Genomic DNA, 23,508 nt, shown 5'->3' with positions numbered 1-23,508 from the left:
GTGCTAACTCCTGACTGAGGTGGGTCGCCCGATCGCGTCCCTGAGCGCGTCCGCGAGCAGGTTGAGGGCGAGGACGGTGAGGATGATGCAGACGCCGACGGGATAGACCAGCCACCAGTAGTCGGCGGAGATGTAGGTGACGCCGGCGGCGAGCTGGCTGCCCCAGTCGGCGGTCGGGTAGGTCAGGCCGAAGCCCAGGAAGCCCAGGGCGGAGACGACCAGGATCGCGTCGGCCACCTGGAAGGTGACGTTGACGATGATCACGCCGAGGGCGTTGGGGATCAGGTGGGTGAGGATGACCCGGCTCCTGGACGCGCCCATCACCTTGGCGGCCAGCACGAACTCCCTGACCCTCAGCGTCAGGACTTCCCCGCGCACCAGCCGCGCCGAGAGCAGCCACGAGAAGCAGCCGATGACCAGGGCCAGCGTGACCGCGTTCGCGTGGAAGCGCGCCGAGAGGATCAGGACGAAGAACAGGAAGGGGATCGACAACATGACGTCGACCAGCCGCATGAGGAAGGCGTCGACCACGCCGCCGGCCAGGCCGGCGACCGCGCCGTAGATCGTGCCGATCGTGGTGGCGAACAGTGCGGCCAGCAGGCCGATCTGCAGCGACACCCGTCCGCCCGCCATCAGCCGGCCGAGCACGTCGAAGCCGTTGGTGTCGGTGCCCAGCGGGAAGCCGGGCCCCGGCGGCAGGGCCGCGTTGACCAGGTCCACGTCGGTCTGGTTGGTCGGGTGGACCAGCGGGCCCAGGAAGCAGAACCCGGCGATGAGCACCAGGAGCACGCCCCCGGCGAGCGCGAGCGGATGCCGCCTCATGTTCTCAACTCGATTCGGCGGTCGGCGGCGGCGACCAGGAGGTCGGCGACGAAGTTGCCGGCCACGGTGAGGACGCCGCCGATGAGGGTGTAGGCGAGCAGCACGGGATAGTCCTCGCGATGCAGGCTGTTCAGGAAGAGCAGGCCGAGTCCCGGGTAGTTGAAGAGGGACTCGACGATCAGGTTGCCCGCCAGCAATGTGGGGACGAGCGTGCCGACGAGGGTGATCAGCGGCAGGCAGGCGTTGCGGAGCAGGTGGCGGAGCAGGATCAGCCGCTCCGGCAGGCCCTTGGCCCGCGCGACCCGGATGTAGTCCTGGCCGAGCTGGTCGAGGGCGGACGAGCGCTGGTATTGCGCGAAGACCGTGATGCTCCCGGCGGCCAGCGTGGTCACGGGCAGCGCCATGGCCCACGGATCGGTGAAGATCACCCAGGGCGAGTGCGACTGGGAGGCCTCGGCGGGGAACAGGCCGAGCGTCTGGCTGAAGATCGCGATCAGCAGGAGCCCGAGCAGGAACGACGGGGTGGCGTACAGCACGTACGACACGGCCGTGGTGGCGCGGTCGACGAGGCTGTTGCGCCTGACCGCCTGCAGGATGCCGAGCGGGATCGCGATCACCAGCGCCACGACCAGCCCGGCCAGCGACAACATCGCGCTGCGTCCGGCGTTCTGGGCGAGCAGGGTCGCGACGTCCTCGTTCAGCTTGTAGGAGCGGCCGAGGTCGAGGCGCAGCAGCTGGCCCAGGTAGGCGAGGTACTGCGTGATCACCGAGCGGTCGAAGCCGTGCTCCCTGTTGAAGGCGGCCACCGCCTCCGGGGAGGCGCGCTGGCCCAGCACGACCCGGCCGGGGCTCTCCGACACCAGGTGCAGCATGAAGAAGACGGCCGCGGAGATCCCGAGCAGGACGAAGGCCGAGACCACCAGGCGGCGCAGCACGTACCTAGCCATTGCGGCCCCCCTGGAGCGGGTAGTGACAGGCCACCCGGTGGGTGCCGCCGAGCGTCGTCATGGGCGGCTCGATCCGCGCGCAGGTCTCCGTCGCCAGGGCGCAGCGGGTGCGGAACCTGCAGCCGCTGGGCGGGTCGATGGAGCTCGGCAGCTCGCCGCTCACCCGCGTCCCGTTCCTCTCGCCCTCGGGAACGGCCGCGAGCAGGCCCGCCGTGTAGGGGTGGGCGGCGGAGCCGTACACCTCGTCGGTGGTACCGGTCTCCACGAGCTTGCCGAGATACATGACGCCGACCCGGTCGGCGAGGTAGCGCACGACCGCGAGGTCGTGCGAGATGACCACGCTGCTCAGGCCGCGTTCGAGCTGGATGCGGCGCATCAGGTTGAGCACCTGGGAGCGGATGGAGACGTCGAGCGCGCTGACCGGCTCGTCGGCGATCAGGACCTTCGGGTCCAGGGCGAGCGCGCGGGCCAGGCCGACCCGCTGGCGCTGGCCGCCGGACAGCTCGTACGGGTAGCGGTCGAGGACGCCCTCCGGCAGGCCCACGTCGTCGAGGAGCCGTCTCACGCGCTCGTCGCGGTCGCCGATGCCCTGGATGACCAGGGGTTCGCGCAGGATGCGGCCGATGCGCATGCGCGGGTCGAGCGCGGCGCCGGAGTCCTGGAACATCATCTGGACGGCGGGCCGCGGCCGGGTGAGCTTCTCGCCCTCGAAGAGGATCTGACCGCCGTCTGCCCTGTCGAGACCCACGAGCATCCTGCCCAGGCTCGACTTGCCGCAGCCCGACTCCCCCACCAGGCCGAACGTCTCGCCCGCCGCCACCTCGAAGCTCACGCCCGAGACGGCCTTGACGGTACGGCGTCCCGCCGGATGCTCGCGGACCAGGCCGTCGACCTTCAGCAGGGCGCCGCCGCTCCTGCCCCGGCGGATCCGCTCCCGCTTCACCGATTGCGCCGGCCCGCCGGCCGGGTGCCAGCAGGCGTAGGTGCCGGTGAACGGCGGCTGCTCCTGTCGGCACCGGTCCGTGGCCGCCTCGCATCGGGGCGCGAACGGGCAGCCCGGCTCGGGCCGGCTCAGGTCGGGCGGGGAGCCGGGGATGCTGAACAGCGCCTCGTGCCTGTCGTGAGCGAGCGTGGGGATGGCGGACAGCAGGGCCCGGGTGTAGCGGTGCCGGGTGTGGCCGAAGAGCGTCGCGGTGGGCGCCGACTCGGCCACGCGCCCGCCGTACATCACCCCGACACGATCCGCCCGCTGGGAGATCACCCCCATGTCATGCGTGATGAGGATCATCGACATGCCGCGTGCGGATCTGAGCTCGTCGAGCAGGTCCAGGATCTCGGCCTGGATGGTCACGTCGAGAGCGGTGGTGGGCTCGTCGGCGATGACGATCTCGGGCTCGCAGACCAGGGCCATCGCGATCATCACGCGCTGGCGCTGGCCGCCGGAGAGCTGGTGGGGGTAGCCGTCGCGCTTGATGCCGACCTGGGTGAGCATCTGCTCCGCGCGCTCGCGGGCGGCTCGCCTGGAGGCCGCGCGGTGCAGGCGGACGGGCTCCGCGACCTGCTCGACGATCTTCTTGGTCGGGTTCAGCGAGGTCAGCGAGTCCTGGAAGATCATCGCGATCTCGTTGCCCCGGTAGTGCCTGGGGTCCATCGTGAGCAGGTCCCGGCCGGCGAAGTCGATCGCCCCGCCGGTCACCCGGCCGCCGGCGGGCAGCATGCCCATGATGGCGAGCCCGGTCATGGACTTGCCGGAGCCGGTCTCGCCGACGATCCCCAGGGTCTCGCCGCGGCCCAGTTCCAGGCTGACGTTCGACACAGGCCGGACGACCCGGTCACCGCGCCGGATTTCTACCGACAGATCCCTGATTGACAGGGTTTTCTGTACATCCACGCGACGATAGTGGAGTTTGGGCTGGTAGCGGTGTTCGTCCGCGCCGGCGAATGTTCAGGAGGCGATTCGTCCGGCCGAACGAACGTCGGCGCGGCCGGTGTGCAGGAAGCGGGCCCGGCCCGTGCCGTCGTCGCCCACGAAGGCCACCGGGCCGCGGCCGGGCTCGGCGGGGATCAGCGCGTCGCCCCGCCAGGCGAGCAGTTCCGTCCGGTAGGGCTCCTCGTCGAGCTCCGCCAAGACGCCGAGAGGCACATGATCCAGCCACAACCGGCCCTGGCCGTCCGCGCTGACCGTGGTCCGGCTCGTGCTCGACACGTACGTGCCGACATAGCGGGCGGCGTCCACGTGCCGCGCCGGATCGGGGACCGGGTCCTCCGGCAGCTCCATCAGGCGGCCGACGATCTCCTTCACCAAGGGCCGCGGTGAGCCGCCGTTGGTGAGGATCACCACGGCCATGTCCCGGGCCGGATCGACGCGCAGGATCGCCGACTGGCCGATCGTGTTGCCGTCGTGGCCGTAGACCAGGCCGCCCGGCAGGTCGTAGAGCTCCCAACCCAGGCCCCAGGCCGTGCCCCAGCCGATGTCCGGCAGGGCGACCTGCGGCCGCAGCATGGGCAGGAACCGGTCGTCCGCCAGGTGCATCCGGGCGAAGGCGAGCAGGTCGCGGGCGGTCATGGCCAGCATCGACCCGGCCGGCGCGTTCGAGCGTGCCATCGCCCAGACCGTGGTGGGAGCCCCGCCGAGATGGCCCACCGCCGTGCGGTGGAGGATCGCCTCGTAAGGATCACTGGCCGCGTGCGTCATACCCAGCGGGGTGAACAGGTGGTCGCGCATGCACGCGTCGAACGGCCTGCCCCGCACGACCTCGACGATCCGCCCCAGCACGCAGAAGCCGGCGTTGTTGTAGGAGAACATCTCGCCCGGCTCGAAGATCTGCGGCACCTCGCCGAGCAGGCCGACGTAGGCGGCCAGGCAGTCGTCGCCCTTGCCGGTGTCGGTGAAGACGTCGCCCTCGAACCCCGCGACGTGGCACATCAGCTGGCGGACCGTCGCCGGTCTGAAGCCGGGCAGGTAGGTGCGCACCTGGGCGTCGAGATCGACCTTCCCCTCATGCACCAGCTGCATGACCAGGGTCGCGGTGAGCACCTTGGTGATCGAACCGATCTGGAACAACGAATCGGCCGTCGCCTCGACCCCCGTGGCGATGTTCAGCACACCCGCCGTGGCCTCGGCCACCTCGCCGCCGACGTCGACCGCCACCGCCGCACCCGGCACGCCGTTCTCGGCCAGCAGCTCCGGCAGCAGGCCCCTGATCTCATCCAGCACTCGGCCCAGCGTAGGCCGGGCGCGGATCATCGCGTTCGTCCGCTCCGACCACCGGCCGGCTCCCGGTTCGTCGGATCGGCCAGCTCAGAAGGCCGCGCCCCCTCGTCGGGGACGCGGCCTTCTCGTCACGGTGTCGCTTTGATCGCCGAAGCCGGGCACCGGTCCACCGCCCGGCGGACCGCGTCCCACAACTCGGCAGGAGGCTCGGGCCGCAGCACGATCGAGGTGCCGTCGTCATCCTGGTCGAAGACCTCTTCCGACGAATACACGCACATGCCCGAGCCGATGCAGCGCTCGGTGTCCACGGTGACCTTCATGGCTCAAGCATCCCAGGTCACGGGCAGGCTCTTCACGCCGTAGATGTCGGCCATCTCGGGCCGCACGGCGACCTCCTCCGCCGGTACGGCCAGGCGGAGCGACGGGAACCGCCTGAACAGCGCGGGAAGCGCCACCCGCAGCTCGACACGGGCAAGCTGCTGGCCCAGGCACTGGTGGATGCCGTGGCCGAAGGCCAGATGCCCGCCGTCCTGCCGGTCGAGGTCGAGCGCGTGAGGGTTCGGGAAACGCTCGGGGTCGCGGTTGGCGGTGTTCATCAACAGGATCACCATCGTGCCCGCCTTGATGATCTGGCCGCCCACCTCGACGTCCTCCAGCGCGCTGCGCATGAAGGTCTTGGCCACGCTGAGGTAGCGCAGCAGTTCCTCGATGGCCCGGTCGGTGAGCTCGGGCTCCGAGCGCAGCGCGGCCAGCTGCTCGGGGTTCTGCAGCAGCGCGAAGGCGCCCAGCCCGATCATGTTCGCGGTGGTGTCGAACCCGGCCGCGAGCAGGATCAGGGCCATGCCCCGCAGCTCCTCGTCGGTCAGGTCGCTGTCGATGAGGTCGCTGAGCACGTCGTCGGTGGGATTGGCGCGCTTGGCCGCGACCAGCTCGGCCAGGTACTCCTGGGTCGCGGTGTAGGCCGCGAACAGGTCCTCGTCACTGGTCTCCCCGCCGAGGAACTTGTCGATGTTCTCCTGGAAGCGGCCCCGGTCCTCGTACGGCACGCCCAGCAGCTCGCAGATGACGATCGCGGGGATGGGCTTGGCGAAGGCGGTCACCAGGTCCGTGGAGGGTCCGGCCTTCTCCATGGCGTCGAGGTGCTCGGCGGTGACCTGCTCGATGCGCTCGGTCAGGAGGCGCATGCGCCGCACGGTGAACTTGCCCACCAGCGGCTTGCGGTAGCGGCTGTGCTGCGGATCGTCCATGAGCAGGAACTCGCCCGGCGGCGCCGGCGGCACCTCGTAGCCGGAGTAGTCGATGGTCGGGTGGTGGCTCATGAACTCCTTGCGCGAGCTGAACCGCGGGTCGGCCATGACCTGCCTGATCAGGTCGAAGCCGGTGATCACCCAGCCCTGGTGCCCGTCGGCGAAGGTGAAGCGGCTGAGCGGGCTCTGCTCGCGCGCCTCGATCAGCTCCTTGGGCGGGTCGAAGGGGCAGCCGGGCCGACGTTCCGTGGGCATGGCAGCGAGGGTGTGGACGGATTCACTCATGAGCACTCCCGATATCGCGAAGGTGGTGGTTCTCAGGCGTCGAGGGCAGCGGTGATCTTACGGGTCATCTCCGCCAGCGACGGGCTGGGCTCGCCCTGGTGGACACCGGCCGCCGAGTCGATGGCCACCAGCACGGTGCTGCGGAAGTTGTCGGCCTCGGCCTGGTCCTGCCGCTTGAGCAGGGCCATGGAGGCGGTCAGCGCCGGCAGCACCTGGTCGGCCAGCTCGGCCGTCGTCTTGCCGTTCAGCTCCTTGCCCTTGGGCGCCTTGGCCAGCACGTGACCGATCTGGCCGGTCGCGGAGGTCAGGGCGAGGGAGCCGCGGGTGGCGACCTTGTGGGCCGACTCGGCGATCCCGGCGGCCGCCATCAGCGAAACGGCGCCCCAGGCGGCGACGCGGATGGTGAGCTGGTCCTGGTCGGTGAGGGTGACAGACATGATGGGCACTCCTTGTCAGCAGGTCTTGATGGGCTCAACTCTGGCCGGTCGCTCTGATACGGGACTGACAGGCCGCTGATACGTCCAGGCGGGGGCCTGCTGACGGCACGCCAAAACGCTCGGGCCCCGCCGTAGGGCGGGGCCCGGGTGCGTGGGACCTGGTCGGCTACCGGTGGTCGTTCACGAAATGAGCGTGGCCTCCGCCAGCTCCCGCCACTCGGTCTCCTGCCCGCCACGGGTCGCCTCGGCGAAGAGATCCTCGCCGAGCCGATCGCGCGTCTCCGCCACGAGCCGCACGCCGTCGGGCTGCGAGCGGTCGGCGGTGCCGCGCACGACGTCGCTCGCCGCGAGCAGCCGCGCCGCCCGCTCCGCGTCGCCCTGGCGCAGCGCGAGGTCCGCGAGCCCGATCAGCACCTCCGCGATCAGCGGCGTGTAGCCCGTGTCGATGATGGCGGCGAACGCCTCGTTCCGGTACACGCGGGCCTTGTCCAGGTCGTCGGTCAGGTAGGCGGCCAGGTCCATGGACTTGGCATGGATCATCGGCGACAGTTCCTCGCTCACCAGCATCGCCCGCACGCTCGCCAGCTGCAGGTTCGCCTCGTCGAGGTCACCGCGCCAGCGCGCCAGCTGTGCCTTGGTCAGCGCCACCTCGGCCAGGGCGTCGGGCCAGGTGATGCCGCTCGCCGCCCGCTCGGCCTCGGCCATCGCCGCCTCGCTGGCCGGTTCGTCGCCGAGCAGCCGGCGCAGCTGGGCCTGCCGCGTCCAGAGGTTGAGCGTCTCCTCCCGCACGCCCAGCTCGTTCAGCGCCTTGGCCGCCTCTTCGAGGTGCTCGCACGCGCGCGCGAACTCCCCGCGCATGGCGAGCCGTTCGGCCAGGAACGACAACGCCAGCGAGGTACCCAGCCGCTCGCCCAGCGTGCGGAACTCGGCCAGGGCGATCTCGGTGTCGGTGTCGACGTCGGTCTCGTCGCCGCCGAGCGTGAGCCTGAACCGGGCACGGGTGATCCTGGCCTGCGCTCGCACCCACGGGTTCTCGTCGGCGATGAGCGGGTCCAAGGCGGTCATGAACCCCGTCGGGTCCTGCACCAGCCGCTCCCACAGCGCGACGAACTTCAGCATCGGGTGGCCGGCCGGGCTGTGCCGCGTCAGCCGGTGCGCCTCGTGGATCCACTCCTCCGCCTGGTACTGGTCGCGGCCGATGCCCGAGGTCAGGAACATCGTCACCACGGTGTAGGCCAGGGCTCGCACGTCATCGGAGACCTCGCCCGGCAGCGAGGCGGCCGCGACGCTCAGCTCGGCGCCCTCGACCCGGTGCCCGCTGAGGAACCAGTACCAGCCCGCGCCGCCGACGAGCCGCATGGCCTCCTGTGCCCAGCCGTCGGCGATCGCCCCGCGCAGGGCGGCGTTGATGTTGTCGTGCTCGGCCTCGAGCGTGACCAGCCATTCCAGCTGCCCGCTGCCGCGCAGGTGCTTGTCGGCCTCCTCGGCCAGCTCGCTGAGGTAGTCGAGCTGCGCCCGCCGCACCTGCTCGACCTCGCCCGCCTCGGCGAGCCGCTGCACGGCGTACTCCCTGATGGTGCCCAGCATCCGGTAGCGCGGCGCGTCCTCGCCGGTGGCCACCAGCAGCGACTTCTCGATCAGCGCGGTGAGCACGTCGAGCACCGGTTCCCCGGCGAACATCTCTCCGCCGCAGACCCGCTCGGCGCCTTCCAGGCCCGCGCCTCCGGCGAACACCGACAGCCGCCGCAGCACGCCGCGCTCGGCCTCGCTCAGCAGGTCCCAGCTCCAGTCGACGACCGCGCGCAACGTCTTGTGCCGTGGCAGTGCCGTACGGCTGCCGCCCGTGAGCAGGCTGAAGCGGTCGTCGAGGCGGCGGGCAAGCTGGTCGGGCGACATGGTGCGCAGCCGCGCGGCGGCCAGCTCGATCGCCAGCGGGATGCCGTCGAGCGCGCGGCAGATCCGCGCCATGGTCGCCAGCGTGCGCGCGTCGGAGCCGATGTCCTTGCGCACCAGCTCGGCACGGTCACGCAGCAGCCGTACGGCAGGCGAGTCGTCGACCTCGGCGGGGTCGGCCCCCTCCGAGGGCAGCGCGAGCGGTTCGACCTGCCACAACACCTCGCCCGTGATCCCGAGCGGCTCCCTGCTCGTGGCCAGGATGCGCAACCTGCGGCACTCGCCCAGGAGCCGGTCGGCGAAGGCGGCCGCGTCCTCGATCACGTGCTCGCAGTTGTCGAGGATCAGCAGGATCGCGCGCTCCCTGAGCGCGGTGACGAGCCGGTCCATCGGCTCGCCTGCCCGCGGCCCGCTGAGCATGCCCTGGTCGCGCAGGCCGATCGCGGTGAGGGCCGCCTGCGCCAGGTCGCCGCCCTCACGCACCGAGGCGAGCTCGACCAGCCAGGCGCCGTCGGGCAGCTCGGCGAGCATCGTGCGCGCGGTCTCCGTGGCCAGCCTGGTCTTGCCGGAGCCGCCCGGTCCCGTCAGGGTGACCAGCCGGTGCCTGACGGCCAGGTCGGCGACCTCGGCGATGTCGTCGCCCTTGCCGACGAAGCTGGTGAGCTCGGCGCGCAGGTTCGTCCTGACGGTCTCGGTGCGTGCGCCCAGTTCGCCCCGCAGCAGCGCGGTGTGCAGCGCTGACAGCTCGGCCGACGGGTCGGCGCCCAGCTCGTCGGCGAGGCGCTCGCGGGTGCGCTGGTAGACGGTCAGCGCTTCGTTCCCGCGTCCTGCCTCGGCCAGGGCGCGCATCAGCGCGGCGACGAATCCCTCGCGCAGCGGATGCGAGGCGACGAGGTCGGTCAGCTCGGAGACCATGTCGGCGGCGCGGCCCAGCCGGATGTCGGCGTCGATGCGATCGCCGAGCGCGGTGATGTGCAGCTCGTCCAGGCGCGCGACGACGGCGTCGAAGACCTCGCTGTCCTGCAGCGCGATGTCGGCCAGTGCCGCGCCCCGCCACAGGGCCAGGGCCGAGCGCAGCAGGTCGGCCTTGTCGGCGGGCTCGGCGGAACGGGCCTGGGCGACCAGCCGCTCGAACCGCTGCACGTCGACGGCGTCGGGCGGGACGGCCAGGCGGTAACCGCCCGCGTCGGCCTCGATCACGCCGTCGGGCAGCACCCTGCGCAGCCTCGACACCAGCGCCTGCAGGGCGTTGACCTCGTCGGCCGGGGGCCTTTCGCCCCAGATCCAGTCGACCAGCCTGCCGCGGGAGATGATGCGGCCGGGTTCGAGGGCCAGCGCGGCCAGCAGCGCGCGCAACCGGACCCCGGGGACGTCGACCACGGTCCCGTTGTCGTTCTTGACCTCGAAGGGTCCGAGCAATCCGACTCGCACATCAGACATTGTGCCGAAGTGTAGTCACGGGTAAGCAACCCAGCATCATTCGGGTTATCGTGGCGTCATGGAGTGCTTCGCCGCTGACCGCAGCCGCAGCTGAGGGCCGGCTCGCGCCTGCAACAGGCCGTGAGCGGGCCGACTGACGCCCATCGTCATGCCCTCAGCCGTGAAAGGCGCACTTCCATGCTCATCCGTCCCTTCGCCGCGCCCGATCTGGCGCGGCTCATCGACCTGACCATCGAGACCTTCGGCCCCTTCTACGAAGAGCACTTCCGGCCGCTGGTGGGCGAGGTCATCTTCGCCAACCAGCACGGCGACTGGCGCGGCGACTACCGCACCCAGGTCGCCGAACTCCACGACCCCGGCCAGCACAAGCACGTCGCGGTCGCCGTCGACGGCGACGTGATCGCCGCCTACGTGGCGTGGAGCGTCGACCCGGCGCGCAAGAACGGGGCCATCTCGCACCTGGCCGTCTCGGCCGGCCACCGCCGTCACCACCTGGGCACCACGCTGTGCGAGCACGCGTTCGCCGAGATGAGGGCGCTCGGGGCCGAGGTCGTCGAGATCGGCACCGGTGGCGATCCCTTCCACGCGCCCGCCAGGGCGCTCTACGAGAAGCTCGGGTGCACGCTGCTGCCGATCGCCGTCTACTACAAGACGCTCTGATCGTCGGCTGAGCTCCCGGCCGCCAAATGGCGGGAAGCGCCACGCGACTTCCCGCCAGCTGCGGGTTACCGCCTGCGACCTGGTCGCGCAGGGTGAGGATAATCGTCAAGAGGGAGAAACCATGGACGACCAGACCCCGTTCGGCGAACTCACCGTCCGCCCGCCGTACGACCCGGAGCTCGTGCCCGTCGAGCAGGCGCTCCGCCAGCTGCTGCCCAACCTCACGGCGGAGAGCCTGACGGCGCGGCGGCAGCCGGGCCTGGCCGGCGAGGCGGCCGAGCAGCTCGTGGGCTTCGAGCAGGTCGACCTGACGGCCGGCGGCACCGTGCGGGTCGAGGAACGGCAGGTGCCGGGGCCCGACGGCGCGCCCGACATCACCCTGCTGATCCTCAGCCCGGTCGACGACCGGGGGCCGAAGGCGGGGATCTACCACATCCACGGCGGCGGCATGGTCACCGGCGAGCGCCGGCTGGGCATGCACATGTACCTGCCGTACGTCGCCGAGGGGCACGCCGTCGCCGTGTCCGTGGAGTACCGGCTGGCGCCCGAGCACCCCGACCCCGCGCCGGTCGAGGACTGCTACGCCGGTCTGGTGTGGACCGCCAAGAACGCCGCGGAGCTCGGCATCGACCCCGGCCGCCTGCTCATCGCGGGCGAGAGCGCGGGCGGCGGGCTCGCCGCGGGCACGGCGCTGCTCGCCCGCGACCGCGACTTCCCCGCCCTCACCCACCAGATCCTCGTCTGCCCTATGCTCGACGACCGCTTCGAGACGCACTCCAGCCGCATGCTCGAAGGCGAGGGCATCTGGGACCGCACCAGCAACCTGTTCGGCTGGACGGCGCTGCTCGGCGAGCGGCGCGGCGGGCCCGACGTCTCGCCGTACGCCGCCCCCGCCAGGGCGACCAACCTGGCCGGGCTCCCCCGCACCTACATCGACGCCGGCTCGGTCGAGAGTTTCCGCGACGAGGTGCTGATCTACGCGAGCCGGCTCTCGGAGGCGGGGGTCAACGTCGACCTGCACATGTGGGGCGGCGGCTTCCACGGCTTCGACATGATCGCCGCGCACGCCGCGATCTCCCGCGCCTCCACGGCGGTGCGCGACGAGTTCATCCGGCGGGCGCTGGAACACTGAGCCCAACGGGCGGCCTGCAACCTGGGAGGGGTCCGCGTGCGCGATCTCATCGGCAAGCTCGAAGCCGTCGGCGATGAGACGGCCGGCGCGCTGCGCGTCATCGCCCACTTCGACAGCCTGGTCGAGCAGCGTGCGCCCGTCGCGGCCGTGATCCGCGCGGCGGCCGTGCTGGCGGGGTGTCCGGCCGGGTACCACGACGCCGGCAGGAGCCTGACCCGACGGTACGACCCAAAGGGGCGGTCCATGGCCGCCGACGCTCCCCGCTCCTGGCCGCAGGTGGCCGTGCCCGGCAGGCCCGGGTGCTGCCTGTGGCTGGAGCGGGAGGGCGAGCGCCGGCCGCTCGACGCGCTCATCCTGGAGCGGGCGGCGCTGGCCGTCCACGCGCTGACCGGGGAGCGCACGCATCGCTCGATCGGGGAGGCGGTGAAGATCGCCTGCGATCCCGACGCGTCGGAGGCCGAGCGCCGCGACGCCATCGCCCGGCTGGGCCTCACGGGGCCGACGACCGTGGTGGTCAGCGGATCGGGCGAGGGGGTGCTCTCGCCGTCCACCGCGCTGGTCGGCGAGCTTGTCGTGACGCTCGTGGCCGGGGCGCCGGTGTACCCGTCCGGGCTGCGGGCGGGGACGGCGGTGGCGGCCGAGCCCGCGCACCTGCCCGCCGCCCTCGACCACGCCCGGCTCGCGCTGCGGCTGACCGACCGCCTCGAAGGGCCGGGGGCGTCGCTGGTGCACTACGACGACCTCGGCGCCCTGGCCGTGGTCGCCGAGCGGATCACCCCTGACGAGGCCGGCGCGCTCGACGACGTGCGCCGGATCGACCAGGCCAGGGCCACCAGGCCGTGGGCCGTCGACACCCTGCAGGCCGTGCTCGACCACAGCAGCCTCAGGCAGGCCGCCGCGGTTCTGCACCTGCACCACTCGACGCTGCAGGAGCGGCTGACCTCGCTGGCCTCCCAGCTCGGATACAGCCTCACGCGGCCGGGCGGCCGCCAGAGGGCCGCGGTCGCGGTCCTGCTCTGGCGGATCGCCCACTGCGCCGACGGCTGACGATCAGCCGAGCGCGACCCGGTCACGCGCGATCAGGCCGGGCGGACGCTCAGCTGAGGGCCGGGCGCCCTTTCGCGGTCGGCCGCCCGACGCTCGCTGGGGACCCGACGCTCGCTGAGGGCCCGGCGTTCAGCTCATGGCATGGCCGCGCGGTCGCCGCGGGTGCGGGCGACCATCAGGCCGATCCCGCCCGCGAGGGCCAGCGCGACCCCGATGATGCCGAGGATCGTCCAGATCCCCGACCCCGTGAACGGCAGCTCGTCGCCGACCGACGACGAGCCTTCGCCGCCGCCGGGCGGCGTCTCGTCGAAGGTGTTGGTCACGTCGACCGACGCCGAGCCGTCCACCACGACCTCGCCGTCGTCGCCGCCGTCGGAGGCCGCGTAGGTGACCGTCGCCCCGGAGGGCACGTCCTGCTCGGTCACCGTGCACGCGGCGCCGTCGGGCACGGAGATCTCGCGTGACTCGCCGTCGCTCAGCTCGAAGGAGCTGTCCTCGGGAGCCAGCGCGACTTCGCCCTGGTCGGTCGTGCAGACCACCGAGAAGCGGTACGGCCCGGCGGACCCGCCCTTGACGTGCTTGGTGACCACGATGTCCGCCGCCGGGAAGGTGTTGGTGGCCGTGATGGTCACCGGCTCCCCCTCGCCGTCGGCCGTCACCACGACGGCCGTTTCACGTGAATCGTGGTCCACGACCGACGCGGCGGCTCCCCCGGTGTCGACCTCCTCGGCCCAGCAGCTGGTGTTCACCGGCAGCGGCCTGATGACGACGGGCTCGCCCGCCGCGACCTGGTAGGTCTTGCTCAGCACCAGGTCGGTCGGCTCACCGGCGGCGTTCGGCAGGGCGCACGAGACCTTGATCCCGAACTCGCGGTCGCCCACGTAGGTGGCGGCGTCGCCGTCGAGCGCCTTGACCAGCCGCAGCTCGCCGAAGGCGAAGGTGTTGGTGATCCTCGCCGTCTGCACGGACGTCTCGCCGATGCCCGGCTCGATGGTGATCTCGATCGGGTCGTTCTGCGGATGGTCGCTCTGCCCGCCCCGCGCCGACTCCTCGTACACCTCGCACTCGGCGCCGGCCGGAATGCCCTCGATGGTCACCGGCTTGTCGACGGTGACCCGGTAGGTCTTGTCGATCACGGTCTGGTCGGGCCTGCCGTCCGGGTGGATGACGCAGGTGACGTGGAACGGGAACGGCACCTTCTTCAGCAGCTCGTTGATCTGGTCCGGTGCTTGGTCGATGCGCTTGACCAGCCTGAGGTCGCCGTAGGCGAGGGCGACGCCCACCTGGATGGGCTCGTTGGGCTGCAGCACGCGCGGCGTGCCGAGCTTGTCGAACGGCGCGACCGGCCAGGCCAGGCGCGAGCCGTCGGGGCGGTCGGTGACCTCGTTGTGGGCGTAGGAGTTCCACGCGATCGTCGGGTCGCCGTTCTGGGTGACGTCGAGCGGGGTGTCCATGGCCCAGGTGAGGTCCACCTTCGCGCCCGGCGCCAGGGCCGGATCGAAGGTGATCTTGGCGCGGAATCCTCGCGCCGCCGCGCTGAACGGGTCGTCCCAGACGTTGCTCGGGCACTGGTCGGCGTTGGAGCCGGCGCCGCCCATGTTCAGGTCGTCGGTGCACAGGGGCTCGTCGTTCTCGTAGGCGAGCTCCATCGTGCCGGCCCCGTCCAGGGCGGGCGCGGTGGCCAGCGTGGGCCGCTTGTCCCAGGCGGTGCCGCGTGACTGGTCGAGGATGACGCCCTTGTCACCCATGATCGGGAACCGGTCGACGATCCGCATGGCCGTACCCGACTCGGTCCCGGCATTCTGGATGCGCGCCAGGTAGTGGTAGCGGTCGCCCGGGTTGACCAGTGCGATGCACGGGTTGGCGGTGTAGGTGCGGCCCGAGGAGTCGGTGGTCGACAGGCACGACGAGTCGCCGACGGGGACGACCTCCTTGGTGCGGGTGTTGTACCAGCCCAGGGAGTCGTTGCCGGAGACCCACTTGCGGGCGGCGAAGGCGGCGCCCGACTTGGCGGTCAGCGTGGCCTGGGCCACGCAGTACAGGCCGTCGCCGAAGTCGCCGTCGGTCTGCGAGTCGCCCGCGCACTCCATGTCCTCGTCGGAGGAGGTCGCGCCGACGGTGTTGGTCACGACCTGACCGGCCGTGATGCCGGCCTCCAGCCTGACGTGGATCTCGATGGTGAACGTCGCGCCGGGCGCGAGCACCCAGGTGCCCGGGAATTCCCAGGTCAGCCCGGAGACCCGGCCGCCGCTCGTGGTCTCGCTGAACTCGGGCGTGGGCACGGCGGGCGTCCCGCTGGGCACCGACGCGTTGATGATCTTGTACGGCTCGCCGTTGTCACCCTGGAAGCTGTCGACGAACTGGATGCCCGGCGGCAGCGCGTCCTTGACGACCAGGTCGGGGATGTTGGCGGTCCCCGTGTTGGCGATCTTCAGGTAGAACGGGGCGTCCTCGCCCGGAGCCAGGACCGTGTTCGGCGTCTTGCTGACGTCGAGGATCGGGTCGCCCTTGACCAGGTCGAGCGTCGCGGTGACGGGGTCGATGTCCTTGGGCGTGTCGGGGTCCTCGACCTTGGTGATGAACTGCCCGCTCGCGGTGTCCTCGAGGTGGCTGGGCACCGGCTCGCCGCTGCTGCGCAGCGACGGGCGCGGGCTCACGTCGAGCACCAGGATGCCGTCGCAGCCGCTGCTGGCGCACGGGACGATCGTGAAGCCGTCGTTGGCGGTGCTGGTCGAGGAGTAGGTGACGCGGATGCCGGTGACGTCGCCCGCGCTCACCCCCGCGGGCAGCGCGGCCGAGCCCGACGGGGTGCCGTTGACCCAGGCGCCGTTCACGTAGGCGTCGATCTGGACCCGGTCGGCGCCCTTGGGCATCTGGTTCGACTTGATCGAGACCAGGTCGACGGCGTCGAAGAAGTCGCTGTCCTGATCGATGATCTTCAGGTACTTGGCCGACATGTTGCCGGTGTTGCGGATGGTCAGGGTGAGGTCGGCGTGCTGGCGCGGCAGGCCCGGCACGTATTCGGGCAGCTCACCGGGGCTGATCGACTTGTTCAGCGACGCGCCGTCCGAGGCGGGTCCGGTGTTCATGCTCGGACCGCACACCGGACCGGTCGGCACGTAGTCGCCGCCCGCGTCGATCGAGTAGCAGTTGGTGAACGTCACGCCGTTCTCGGTGCCGGGGCGGCGCTCGGCGACGATGTTGATCGTGAACGTGCTCTGCGGCGGCATGTCGCCGTCGTAGACGCCGCGCACGCCCGTCGCCCGCTCCAGCAGGGCCGTGTCGGAGGCGTCGTAGGGCACCCACGCGTTCGCGGTCGGGTCCCACAGCTCGATGGTGACCGGCGCGCTCGACGGCGAGACCGACACCGAGTCGATCATCAGCACGTCCCACGGGCTGGCCGTGCTGGGCGAACCGTCGGGATTGGCCGGCGGGTCGGTGACGATCGGGTCGATGAGCGGCTTGTTGCCGTTGTTGGTGACCGTCAGGGTCATCGGGATCGGCTGGTCGAGCGGGATGTCCGTCTGGTCGGCGGACTTGGTGCCGGTGCCGGAGGTGTTCGGATCCTCGACGGGCAGGTTCTGGCAGGCGGTGCCGGAGGCGGTGCCGCTGCCGTCGGTACGGCCGGCGTCGCCCTTGTAGCCGGCGCAGTCGTCGATGCCGTCGGCCACGTCCTGCTCGGTGACGTCGTCGGTGAGGGTCCCGTGAATGTCGAGACCGGCCTTGGCGCCCTCGGAGATGGTCGGGTTGCCCTCGGCGTCCACGCCCGTGTAGGTGACCTCGATCGAGGCGACCGTGGTGCCCGGCTTGGAGACGTCGATGGTCTGGTTCTCGGTGTAGGTCCTGGTGGTGCTGGTCCCGTCGGCGTAGTTGACGGTCACCTGCGCCGACGTGGCGCCGTCGGGGAAACGCAGCCGGATCGACTGCACGTCGACCTTGTCGAACTCGCTGGTGGCGGTCTCGTCCGGCTCGATGATCGTGATGCTCTTGACGGGGAACGGCGACTTGTTCGTCACGTCGATCATGGCGCTGACCGGGGAGTTCTCGCCGAGCACCGCGTGCTCGCCGGTGTCCTGCGAGAAGTCGCCGTCGGTGTCGGGGAAGAACTTCTTGGCGCCTTCGAGGACGAGGATGTCGGGCAGGATGTCGTAGGTGTCGCAGGCCTGGGCGCCGGTGACCGTGCCGTCGGTCGTCTCCTCCGCCGAAGGCGTGGCGCAGTTGTTGACGACGATCTTGTCCGTGGGCCGCAGCGGCGAGCCGTCGGAGCGTTTGGTGTCGCGCAGCTTCAAGTCGACCTCGACGGTGCCGCCGTCGGAGCTGTTCGGCAGCGGGTCGCCCTGGCTGTTGGTGAAGACCACCTCGAAGCCGACCACCTGAGCGGGCTCCACGCCGTCGGGCAGCGGCAGGCGGCCCGGCGAGGTGATCGGGTCGCCGGTGGCCGTGCTGCCGTCCGCGAGCGTGACCACCAGCACCGCCTGGTCGGCGCCCTCCGGGAAGGCGGTGACGGTGGCGGAGCGAAAGTCGAAGTACTCGAAGGTCTCCTCGCTGGTGTCGGAGACGCTCAATTCCGTCACCTCGGCCGACGATGAGGAGTTGTTGCGCACGTTCAGCGTGATCGTGGACTCCTCGCCGCTGCCCGCGACCGCCGAGCCGTCCTGCCAGTCCTTGGTCACGACCGGCGTCACCACCCTCGGGATGGTGATGGTGATCTCGGTGGTGGAGTCCTTCGCGTCGGCGTTGTCGGCGTCGACCTTCGCGGTGTTGGGGACGACGGTGCCGTCCTCGAAGTCGGTGTCGGCCGGGACCCGCATGCCGATCTCGATCGTGCCCGCCTGGCCCGCGCGCAGGCCCGTCTCGTCATCCGGGTTCTGCAGGTCCTGCTTGTAGACGACCGTCAGCAGCCGGGTCGACTCGTCGTAGGTGACGTCGCGGGTGGTGGTGCTCTGCGGCAGGCTCGTCACGTCCAGCCCCGCGGGCAGGGTGTCGGTGACGGTGAAGTGCACGCAGTCCACGGTCAGGCCGGAGCACTGGCCGTTGAGGGTGTAGATGAACTCGTCGCCGGGCTCCAGCGGGCCGCCGGCGTCGTTGGTCTTGGTGATGCTGACCGCGCTCATCGGATCATCGGCGGCTGCGGCGAGCGACGCCGTGGCGGGCGAGGCGGCCACCAGACCGAATATCGCCACACCTGCCATCAGCAGGTCGGAAAAGGTACGTTGCCGTCGGCGCACGGACGATCGCCTCGCTTACCAGTGAACTCCACGATGATCACTTAACGTAAAAGCGAGTCACAGTCCGTATCAGTTGGCACACCGCCGCCCAGGCGATCCATAACCGGGCGTGGTGGAACATTGGGATCTCATTGGCCCCTGACGACCACCACGCTTCCCTGCGTGGTCTGGACGATGATCGGGAAGCTGTCGGGCACCACCCCACGCAGGCGGGCGAGCAGGGTGGCGACGGGCGGCACGTCACCGGGAGCGCGCACGCCGATGGTGAAGGTCGTCGCGTGCAGGTCGACGCCCGAGACCGCGGCGCCCGGCGTGCCGGCCAGCCAGGCGACGGCCTCCTGCCGCACCCGGCTCTCCCACGACGAGGAGAGGTAGTTGGCCACGGTGCTCAGCACCAGGGCGCCGACGACGATCACGCCGAGCCCGCCCAGCGCCCACGCCGCGCGCCTGCGCGAGACGTCGGGGGCGGGCGGCGTGACGTAGCCGAGCGCCGCGAAGACGAACATCCCGGCCAGCACCAGCGCGAGCATGTTCGACAGGAACAGCACCAGCGCGCCGAGGGCCAGCAGCGGCGCGCCGTTGCCCAGGCACACGCCGACCACGACGAGCGGCGGCACGAGCGAGATCGCGATGGCCACGCCCGGCATGACCGCGCCCACGTCGCGCCTGGCCAGCGCCACCGCCCCGGCCAGGCCCGTCGCCATCGCCGCCACCAGGTCCACCAGGCCGGGCGAGGTCCGGCCGGAGACCTGGCTGTTCGACAGCAGGTCGTAGGAGTTCGGCACGACCAGGGAGGCCACCAGCCCGATCGCGACGACCGCGCTCGCGCCTCCCAGCACGAACAGGGCTGAGCCCGACCTGGAGCGTTTGACCAGGCCGAGCGCGGTTCCCATGATGGGCGTGGACAGCGGCGCGATGATCATGGCGCCGATGACCGTGGCGGTGGAGTCGCCGATGACCCCGCAGGCGGCGATGACCGCCGAGAGGATCAGCATGATCCAGAACGCCGAGTAACGTGACGTCCGGTCGCCTTCGCGCAGGTCGAGATCGGCGCTGAGCTCTTCCAGAGTCCGGCGCTGCGCCTCGGGGACCAGCCGGCCCCTCACCTGGGTGATCATGGCGTGACGATGTCGAAGTCGCGGACGCCGTCGTCGAGCACGCCCAGCAGAGTGCCGAGCGCCTGCCGGTCGCCGTCGGCCTGGACGCCGTCGAGGCTGCCCGTGGCGATCATGCCGAGCAGCTGCGGCTTGGTCAGGGTCAGCGTGAGGTCGGCGGGCGTGCCGTCGTAGTTGCGGGTCTGGACCAGCACCCCGTTGGCGAGGCTGAGCCTGATCTCCTTGCCCAGGTCGGTGAACTTCCAGTCGATCGTCGAGCGCAGGTCCCAGGCACGCGGGCCGTTGACGCGGATCGCCAGGGAGTCGAAGACCTGCTCCAGGCTCAAGGCGCTGACGACGTCGGGGCTGGCGCTGTCCAGGCTGGCGTCGGCCTTGACGCCGCGCAGTTCCGCCGCGCCCTGCAGGTAGAAGTTGCGCCACGGACCGTTCTCGCAGCCGTGGCCGAGCTTGTCGTAGACCTGGGCCAGCAGCTCCCTGGCGTCGGGGTCGCCCGGCTCGGAGAAGACGACGTAGTTCAGCACCTGGGCCGCCCAGCGCAGCTCGCCGGCTTCGACGGCCTGCCTGGCCTTGCCGACGACGGCGGCGGCGCCGCCCATGAACTCCACGTGCTTGCGCGCCGACTCCTCAGGAGGCAGCTCCCACAGATGGGCGGGGTTGCCGTCGAACCAGCCCATGTACCGCTGGTAGACGGCCTTGACGTTGTGCGACACCGACCCGTAGTAGCCGCGCGCGTGCCAGGCCCGCTCCAGCGCCGGGGGAAGCTCGATCATCTCGGCGATCTCGAGGCCGGTGTGACCCTGGTTGAGCAGGCGCAGGGTCTGGTCGTGCAAGTAGGAGTACACGTCGCGCTGCTGCGACAGGAAGGCGGTCAGCTCCGCCGTACCCCAGGTCGGCCAGTGGTGGGAGGCGAACAGCACGTCGGAGTCGGCGGCGTACAGCTCGATGGCCTCGGTCAGGTAGCGGGCCCACACGCGCGGGTCGCGGACGAGGGCGCCGCGCAGGGTCAGGATGTTGTGCAGCGTGTGGGTGGCGTTCTCGGCCATGCACAGGGCGCGGCGGTCGGGGAGGAGGAAGTTCATCTCCGCAGGCGCCTCGGTGCCGGGCGTGAGCTGGAAGACGATGCGCACGCCGTCGACGACCTCCTCCTGCCCGGTCTCGGTGACGTGCAGGTTGGGCTCGATCAGCGAGACCGTCCCGGTGGAGGTCGTCTGTCCAAGGCCCGCGCCGATCTGCCCGGCCGGGCCCTTGGCCAGCTCGGTGCCGTACATGTAGATCGCCCGCCGGCTCATGGCGGTGCCCGCGTAGACGTTCTCCGCCACGGCGTGCTCGAGGAAGCCGGAGGGGGCGATGATCGGGATGTCGGCCCCGTCGGGCACCACGCCGCGCACGCCGCCGAAGTGGTCGGCATGGGAGTGGGTGTAGATCACCGCGGTCACGGGACGCCCGCCCCGGTGCTCGCGGTAGAGCGCGAGCGCCGCCGCGGCGGGCTCGTTGGACAGCAGCGGGTCGACGACGATGACGCCCTGCTCGCCCTCGATGAAGGTGATGTTCGACAGGTCGAAGCCGCGCACCTGGTAGACGCCCTCGGCCACCTCGTACAGGCCGTGCTTGGCGTTCAGCCGCGACTGCCGCCACAGGCTCCGGTTGGCGGTCTCGGGGCATTCGCCGTCAAGGAAGGCATAGGCCTCCAGGTCCCACACGACCCGGCCGGAAGCGTCCTTGATCTTCGTCTCCGCGGCCGTGGCGATGTAGCCCCGGTCGGCGTTGTCGAAATCGGTCGAATCCTCGAAAGAGGGCAGCTTCACCATGTCTTGTCGCTTCCCGGACATCGATCACGACAGCACAATGAAACGATCAAACCTCCAGCAGCAGGCGCTTCAGCGGGCCGCTCGCCGTCGGCGGATCAGGAGCCCGGCCACGCCGGCGAGGGCGAGGGCGGCGAGCACGACGGCCGGCCACACAACGGCGCCGATGGTGGCGGCGGGCTCGGCGTCGGGCACCGTACGGGACTCGGCGCGGGGCGGGGTCGGCTGCTTGGGCACGAGCACGACCTCGGGATAGGGCCGCGGGTACGGCGTGCCGATGGAGAACCGCTGGGCCAGCGCGTCGGCGAAGGCGGCGGCGATCCTGACCTCCCCGTGCCCGTTGGGGCGCGTCCCGTCCCGCGTGTGCTCGCCCGCCACGAAATCCAGATCCGTCGGCACCGTGTACACCGGCGAGTCCTTCGTGCGCGACTCGTTGACCGCCCGCTCCAGCCGTACGTTGAACTCCGCCACCCGCTCGGCGAAGGCCCGGTCCTCAACCTCCCGCCGCGTGGGCAGCACGCGCCCGATGAGCACGCGCACCCGCGGGTTGCCGAGGCGGGCGTTGGCGATGAACCGGCGCAGGTCGACCTCCGCCTGCTCCGGCCGGTCCCCGTCCCAGAGCAGGTCGTCGATGCCGGGCTGGACGAGAAGGTAGTCGGGCTGGTGCTCGGCGACCTTCTGGTGGATGGCCTCCGTCCCGGCGACGGAAGGGTCACCGACGAAGTCGACGGTCACCCCGCCGGTCTCCAGGTGCTGCCCGAGGCGGGAGCGCCAGGTCCCGCTGCCGTGGCTGGCCGAGTCACCGACGATCATGAGCTTGCCGACGTCGACGAGCATTGTGTCCCCCTTTTTCGCGACATTGGGGGAGCAAGTGATCGATTCCCGGCCACGGACCTGCGCAAACGGCGACGAGCTCCGGGCAAGCAGCCCGGAGCTCGTCGCAGTGAATCCCCGATCAGGAGGCCAGGATCCTGGCCTTCTCCTGGGCGAACTCCTCCTCCGTCAGCAGCCCGTCGGCCTTCAGCTGGCCGAGGTCCTTGAGCTGCTGCAGCCGATCCGGCCCGGCCGGCGCCTGCTGCGCGGGCTGCTGGGCCGCCTGGTACTGCTGCTGGGCCTGGACCTGCGCCGCGACGCGCGCGTCCGCCTCCTGCTGCTGCTGGTAGGCCATGGCCTCCTGCTCGGAGGCGCGCCTCTCGGCCCTGCGCTGCATGCCGCCCGAGACCGCCGTAGCGGTGCCGGTGATGACGGCCGTGCGCGCCATGGTGCCCAGAAGCCCGGGGCGACCCATTCGCCGACGCATGATCATGTCTGGTTCCCTTCCCTCAACGCCTCCAGCGCCTCGTCCACCACCTGGCGCGGGATGCGCTCCAGCATGGCCACCTCACTGCTGGAGGCACGCAGGGCGGAGGCCAGCTTCGCCGCCCAGGTGTTCTCCCACACCACGACGACGGCGGCCGTGCCCGGCTCCAGACCCTCGCCGATCTGCGTGAGGTCCGTGTCGCTGAGCAGGTCGAGCTCCTCATCCGCGAGCCCGGCGAAGCGCCCGGCGACCTCGGAGTCGTCCACCTCGATCGTCGACACTCCCCCGTCGGCGCCCTTGCGGACGAAGCTCAGGTCGATCACCCGCACGGTGCCGTTCTCCTGGAGTTCGTGGACCGCCGCGGCCGCCGTACCGTCGAACCGGTCGCCGCCGAACGTGATCACCGCCACGTCGACCGGTCCCACGGACTTGGCCTCGAGGATCGATGACATTGCCTCCCCCTTCGTCTCGTCGCCGCCCGATCAGGCGAGGATCTTGGCCTTGGCCTGCTCGTACTCGGTGTCGGAGAGGGTGCCGCGCTGCTTGAGGCTGGCGAGCTTCTCCAGCTGCGCCGGGACGTCGACGCCCTCGGCCGGGCCGGCGTTCTGGCGGATGTAGCTCTTGAAGGCCTGCTCCTGGTCGGCCGCCCGCTTCAGCTGGCGCTCGTTCATCGACCTGCCGCGGGCGATGAGGTAGACGAGGACGCCGATGTACGGCAGCAGCACGACGAGCGCCGTCCAGCCCGCCTTGCCCCAGCCGCTCAGGTCGTCGCTGGAGAAGATGTCCATGACGATGCGGAACAGCAGGAACAGCCAGACGACCCAGACGAAGAACCACATCATGGTCCAGAAGAGGTTGAGCAGCGGGTAGTCGTCCATGGGAATCTCCGTTCTCGGGATATCGAGGTCGAATTCCCCCATCTCCCCTTTTCGGGAT

The 23,508-nt window shown here is 70.9% G+C and carries 18 protein-coding genes; 3 read left to right on the top strand and 15 right to left on the bottom strand.

Features of this window, described 5'->3' with window-relative positions:
• Positions 1-3 precede the first annotated feature (3 nt).
• The 8 genes from ACIBH1_RS36505 to ACIBH1_RS36470 all read right to left on the bottom strand — a co-directional run bounded on the left by ACIBH1_RS36505 (position 4) and on the right by ACIBH1_RS36470 (position 10,285).
• Complete coding sequence (locus ACIBH1_RS36505) at positions 4-822, bottom strand: ABC transporter permease (RefSeq protein WP_397318589.1); 819 nt, start codon at positions 820-822, stop codon at positions 4-6.
• The gene (locus ACIBH1_RS36500) at positions 819-1,769 is read right to left on the bottom strand and encodes an ABC transporter permease (protein ID WP_397318588.1); all 951 of its coding nucleotides are present in this window, start codon (positions 1,767-1,769) and stop codon (positions 819-821) included. The genes ACIBH1_RS36505 and ACIBH1_RS36500 overlap by 4 nt, the downstream gene beginning before the upstream one ends.
• The gene (locus ACIBH1_RS36495) at positions 1,762-3,660 is read right to left on the bottom strand and encodes a dipeptide ABC transporter ATP-binding protein (RefSeq protein ID WP_397318587.1); all 1,899 of its coding nucleotides are present in this window, start codon (positions 3,658-3,660) and stop codon (positions 1,762-1,764) included. Before ACIBH1_RS36495 ends, ACIBH1_RS36500 begins: the two co-directional genes overlap by 8 nt.
• Before the next feature lie 54 nt (positions 3,661-3,714).
• Positions 3,715-4,986: a serine hydrolase domain-containing protein gene (locus ACIBH1_RS36490; protein WP_397318586.1), complete on the bottom strand. Its 1,272-nt coding sequence runs from the start codon at positions 4,984-4,986 to the stop codon at positions 3,715-3,717.
• Positions 4,987-5,111: 125 nt separating this feature from the next.
• Positions 5,112-5,303, bottom strand: coding sequence for a ferredoxin (locus ACIBH1_RS36485; RefSeq protein ID WP_181610781.1), 192 nt, complete (start codon positions 5,301-5,303; stop codon positions 5,112-5,114).
• Positions 5,304-5,306: 3 nt separating this feature from the next.
• On the bottom strand, positions 5,307-6,515 hold the full coding sequence (locus tag ACIBH1_RS36480; RefSeq protein WP_397318585.1) for a cytochrome P450: 1,209 nt from the start codon (positions 6,513-6,515) through the stop codon (positions 5,307-5,309).
• A 32-nt stretch (positions 6,516-6,547) separates the two neighbouring features.
• Positions 6,548-6,952 (bottom strand): hypothetical protein, encoded by a 405-nt coding sequence (locus tag ACIBH1_RS36475; protein WP_397318584.1) that lies wholly within the window; start codon positions 6,950-6,952, stop codon positions 6,548-6,550.
• A gap of 180 nt (positions 6,953-7,132) precedes the next feature.
• A complete protein-coding gene (locus ACIBH1_RS36470; RefSeq protein ID WP_397318583.1) occupies positions 7,133-10,285 on the bottom strand; it encodes a BTAD domain-containing putative transcriptional regulator in 3,153 nt (1,050 codons plus the stop codon).
• 177 nt (positions 10,286-10,462) lie between these two features.
• Between ACIBH1_RS36470 and ACIBH1_RS36465 the strand changes: the two genes are divergently transcribed.
• The 3 genes from ACIBH1_RS36465 to ACIBH1_RS36455 all read left to right on the top strand — a co-directional run bounded on the left by ACIBH1_RS36465 (position 10,463) and on the right by ACIBH1_RS36455 (position 13,124).
• A complete protein-coding gene (locus ACIBH1_RS36465; protein ID WP_397318582.1) occupies positions 10,463-10,945 on the top strand; it encodes a GNAT family N-acetyltransferase in 483 nt (160 codons plus the stop codon).
• 121 nt (positions 10,946-11,066) lie between these two features.
• Complete coding sequence (locus tag ACIBH1_RS36460) at positions 11,067-12,077, top strand: alpha/beta hydrolase (RefSeq protein ID WP_397318581.1); 1,011 nt, start codon at positions 11,067-11,069, stop codon at positions 12,075-12,077.
• 36 nt (positions 12,078-12,113) lie between these two features.
• Positions 12,114-13,124: a helix-turn-helix domain-containing protein gene (locus ACIBH1_RS36455; protein WP_397318580.1), complete on the top strand. Its 1,011-nt coding sequence runs from the start codon at positions 12,114-12,116 to the stop codon at positions 13,122-13,124.
• A 134-nt stretch (positions 13,125-13,258) separates the two neighbouring features.
• Here ACIBH1_RS36455 and ACIBH1_RS36450 read toward each other — a convergent pair whose 3' ends face one another.
• From ACIBH1_RS36450 to ACIBH1_RS36420, 7 genes are all read right to left on the bottom strand, one after another.
• The gene (locus ACIBH1_RS36450) at positions 13,259-18,307 is read right to left on the bottom strand and encodes a DUF5979 domain-containing protein (RefSeq protein WP_397318579.1); all 5,049 of its coding nucleotides are present in this window, start codon (positions 18,305-18,307) and stop codon (positions 13,259-13,261) included.
• 173 nt (positions 18,308-18,480) lie between these two features.
• On the bottom strand, positions 18,481-19,470 hold the full coding sequence (locus tag ACIBH1_RS36445) for a DUF389 domain-containing protein (protein ID WP_397318578.1): 990 nt from the start codon (positions 19,468-19,470) through the stop codon (positions 18,481-18,483).
• Entirely contained in the window at positions 19,467-21,275 is a 1,809-nt protein-coding gene (locus ACIBH1_RS36440) for an alkyl/aryl-sulfatase (protein WP_397318577.1), read from the bottom strand. Before ACIBH1_RS36440 ends, ACIBH1_RS36445 begins: the two co-directional genes overlap by 4 nt.
• 69 nt (positions 21,276-21,344) lie before the next feature.
• Positions 21,345-22,109, bottom strand: coding sequence for a GDSL-type esterase/lipase family protein (locus ACIBH1_RS36435; RefSeq protein WP_397318576.1), 765 nt, complete (start codon positions 22,107-22,109; stop codon positions 21,345-21,347).
• A 118-nt stretch (positions 22,110-22,227) separates the two neighbouring features.
• Positions 22,228-22,533 carry an SHOCT domain-containing protein gene (locus ACIBH1_RS36430; protein ID WP_397318575.1) on the bottom strand — a complete coding sequence of 102 codons (306 nt, stop codon included), beginning with the start codon at positions 22,531-22,533 and terminating at the stop codon, positions 22,228-22,230.
• 41 nt (positions 22,534-22,574) lie between these two features.
• The gene (locus ACIBH1_RS36425; protein WP_397318574.1) at positions 22,575-23,024 is read right to left on the bottom strand and encodes a DUF6325 family protein; all 450 of its coding nucleotides are present in this window, start codon (positions 23,022-23,024) and stop codon (positions 22,575-22,577) included.
• Between the two features lie 30 nt (positions 23,025-23,054).
• The gene (locus ACIBH1_RS36420) at positions 23,055-23,450 is read right to left on the bottom strand and encodes an SHOCT domain-containing protein (protein WP_397318573.1); all 396 of its coding nucleotides are present in this window, start codon (positions 23,448-23,450) and stop codon (positions 23,055-23,057) included.
• Positions 23,451-23,508: the final 58 nt, after the last annotated feature.

The sequence above is a fragment of the Nonomuraea sp. NPDC050663 genome (assembly GCF_044456985.1).
GTDB lineage: Bacteria > Actinomycetota > Actinomycetes > Streptosporangiales > Streptosporangiaceae > Nonomuraea.
Note: the sequence above shows the minus strand (reverse complement) of the source record. Positions and strands in the feature narration are given on the sequence as shown.

Excerpts from the sequence above, each read along its gene's own strand:
- ACIBH1_RS36505 (WP_397318589.1), bottom strand. The coding sequence starts at position 822 with ATGAGGCGGCATCCGCTCGCGCTCGCCGGGGGCGTGCTCCTGGTGCTC.
- ACIBH1_RS36430 (WP_397318575.1), bottom strand. The coding sequence starts at position 22,533 with ATGGCGCGCACGGCCGTCATCACCGGCACCGCTACGGCGGTCTCGGGC.
- ACIBH1_RS36435 (WP_397318576.1), bottom strand. The coding sequence starts at position 22,109 with ATGCTCGTCGACGTCGGCAAGCTCATGATCGTCGGTGACTCGGCCAGC.
- ACIBH1_RS36445 (WP_397318578.1), bottom strand. The coding sequence starts at position 19,470 with ATGATCACCCAGGTGAGGGGCCGGCTGGTCCCCGAGGCGCAGCGCCGG.
- ACIBH1_RS36500 (WP_397318588.1), bottom strand. The coding sequence starts at position 1,769 with ATGGCTAGGTACGTGCTGCGCCGCCTGGTGGTCTCGGCCTTCGTCCTG.
- ACIBH1_RS36460 (WP_397318581.1), top strand. The coding sequence starts at position 11,067 with ATGGACGACCAGACCCCGTTCGGCGAACTCACCGTCCGCCCGCCGTAC.
- ACIBH1_RS36440 (WP_397318577.1), bottom strand. The coding sequence starts at position 21,275 with ATGGTGAAGCTGCCCTCTTTCGAGGATTCGACCGATTTCGACAACGCC.
- ACIBH1_RS36475 (WP_397318584.1), bottom strand. The coding sequence starts at position 6,952 with ATGTCTGTCACCCTCACCGACCAGGACCAGCTCACCATCCGCGTCGCC.
- ACIBH1_RS36485 (WP_181610781.1), bottom strand. The coding sequence starts at position 5,303 with ATGAAGGTCACCGTGGACACCGAGCGCTGCATCGGCTCGGGCATGTGC.
- ACIBH1_RS36480 (WP_397318585.1), bottom strand. The coding sequence starts at position 6,515 with ATGAGTGAATCCGTCCACACCCTCGCTGCCATGCCCACGGAACGTCGG.
- ACIBH1_RS36420 (WP_397318573.1), bottom strand. The coding sequence starts at position 23,450 with ATGGACGACTACCCGCTGCTCAACCTCTTCTGGACCATGATGTGGTTC.
- ACIBH1_RS36465 (WP_397318582.1), top strand. The coding sequence starts at position 10,463 with ATGCTCATCCGTCCCTTCGCCGCGCCCGATCTGGCGCGGCTCATCGAC.
- ACIBH1_RS36425 (WP_397318574.1), bottom strand. The coding sequence starts at position 23,024 with ATGTCATCGATCCTCGAGGCCAAGTCCGTGGGACCGGTCGACGTGGCG.
- ACIBH1_RS36470 (WP_397318583.1), bottom strand. The coding sequence starts at position 10,285 with ATGTCTGATGTGCGAGTCGGATTGCTCGGACCCTTCGAGGTCAAGAAC.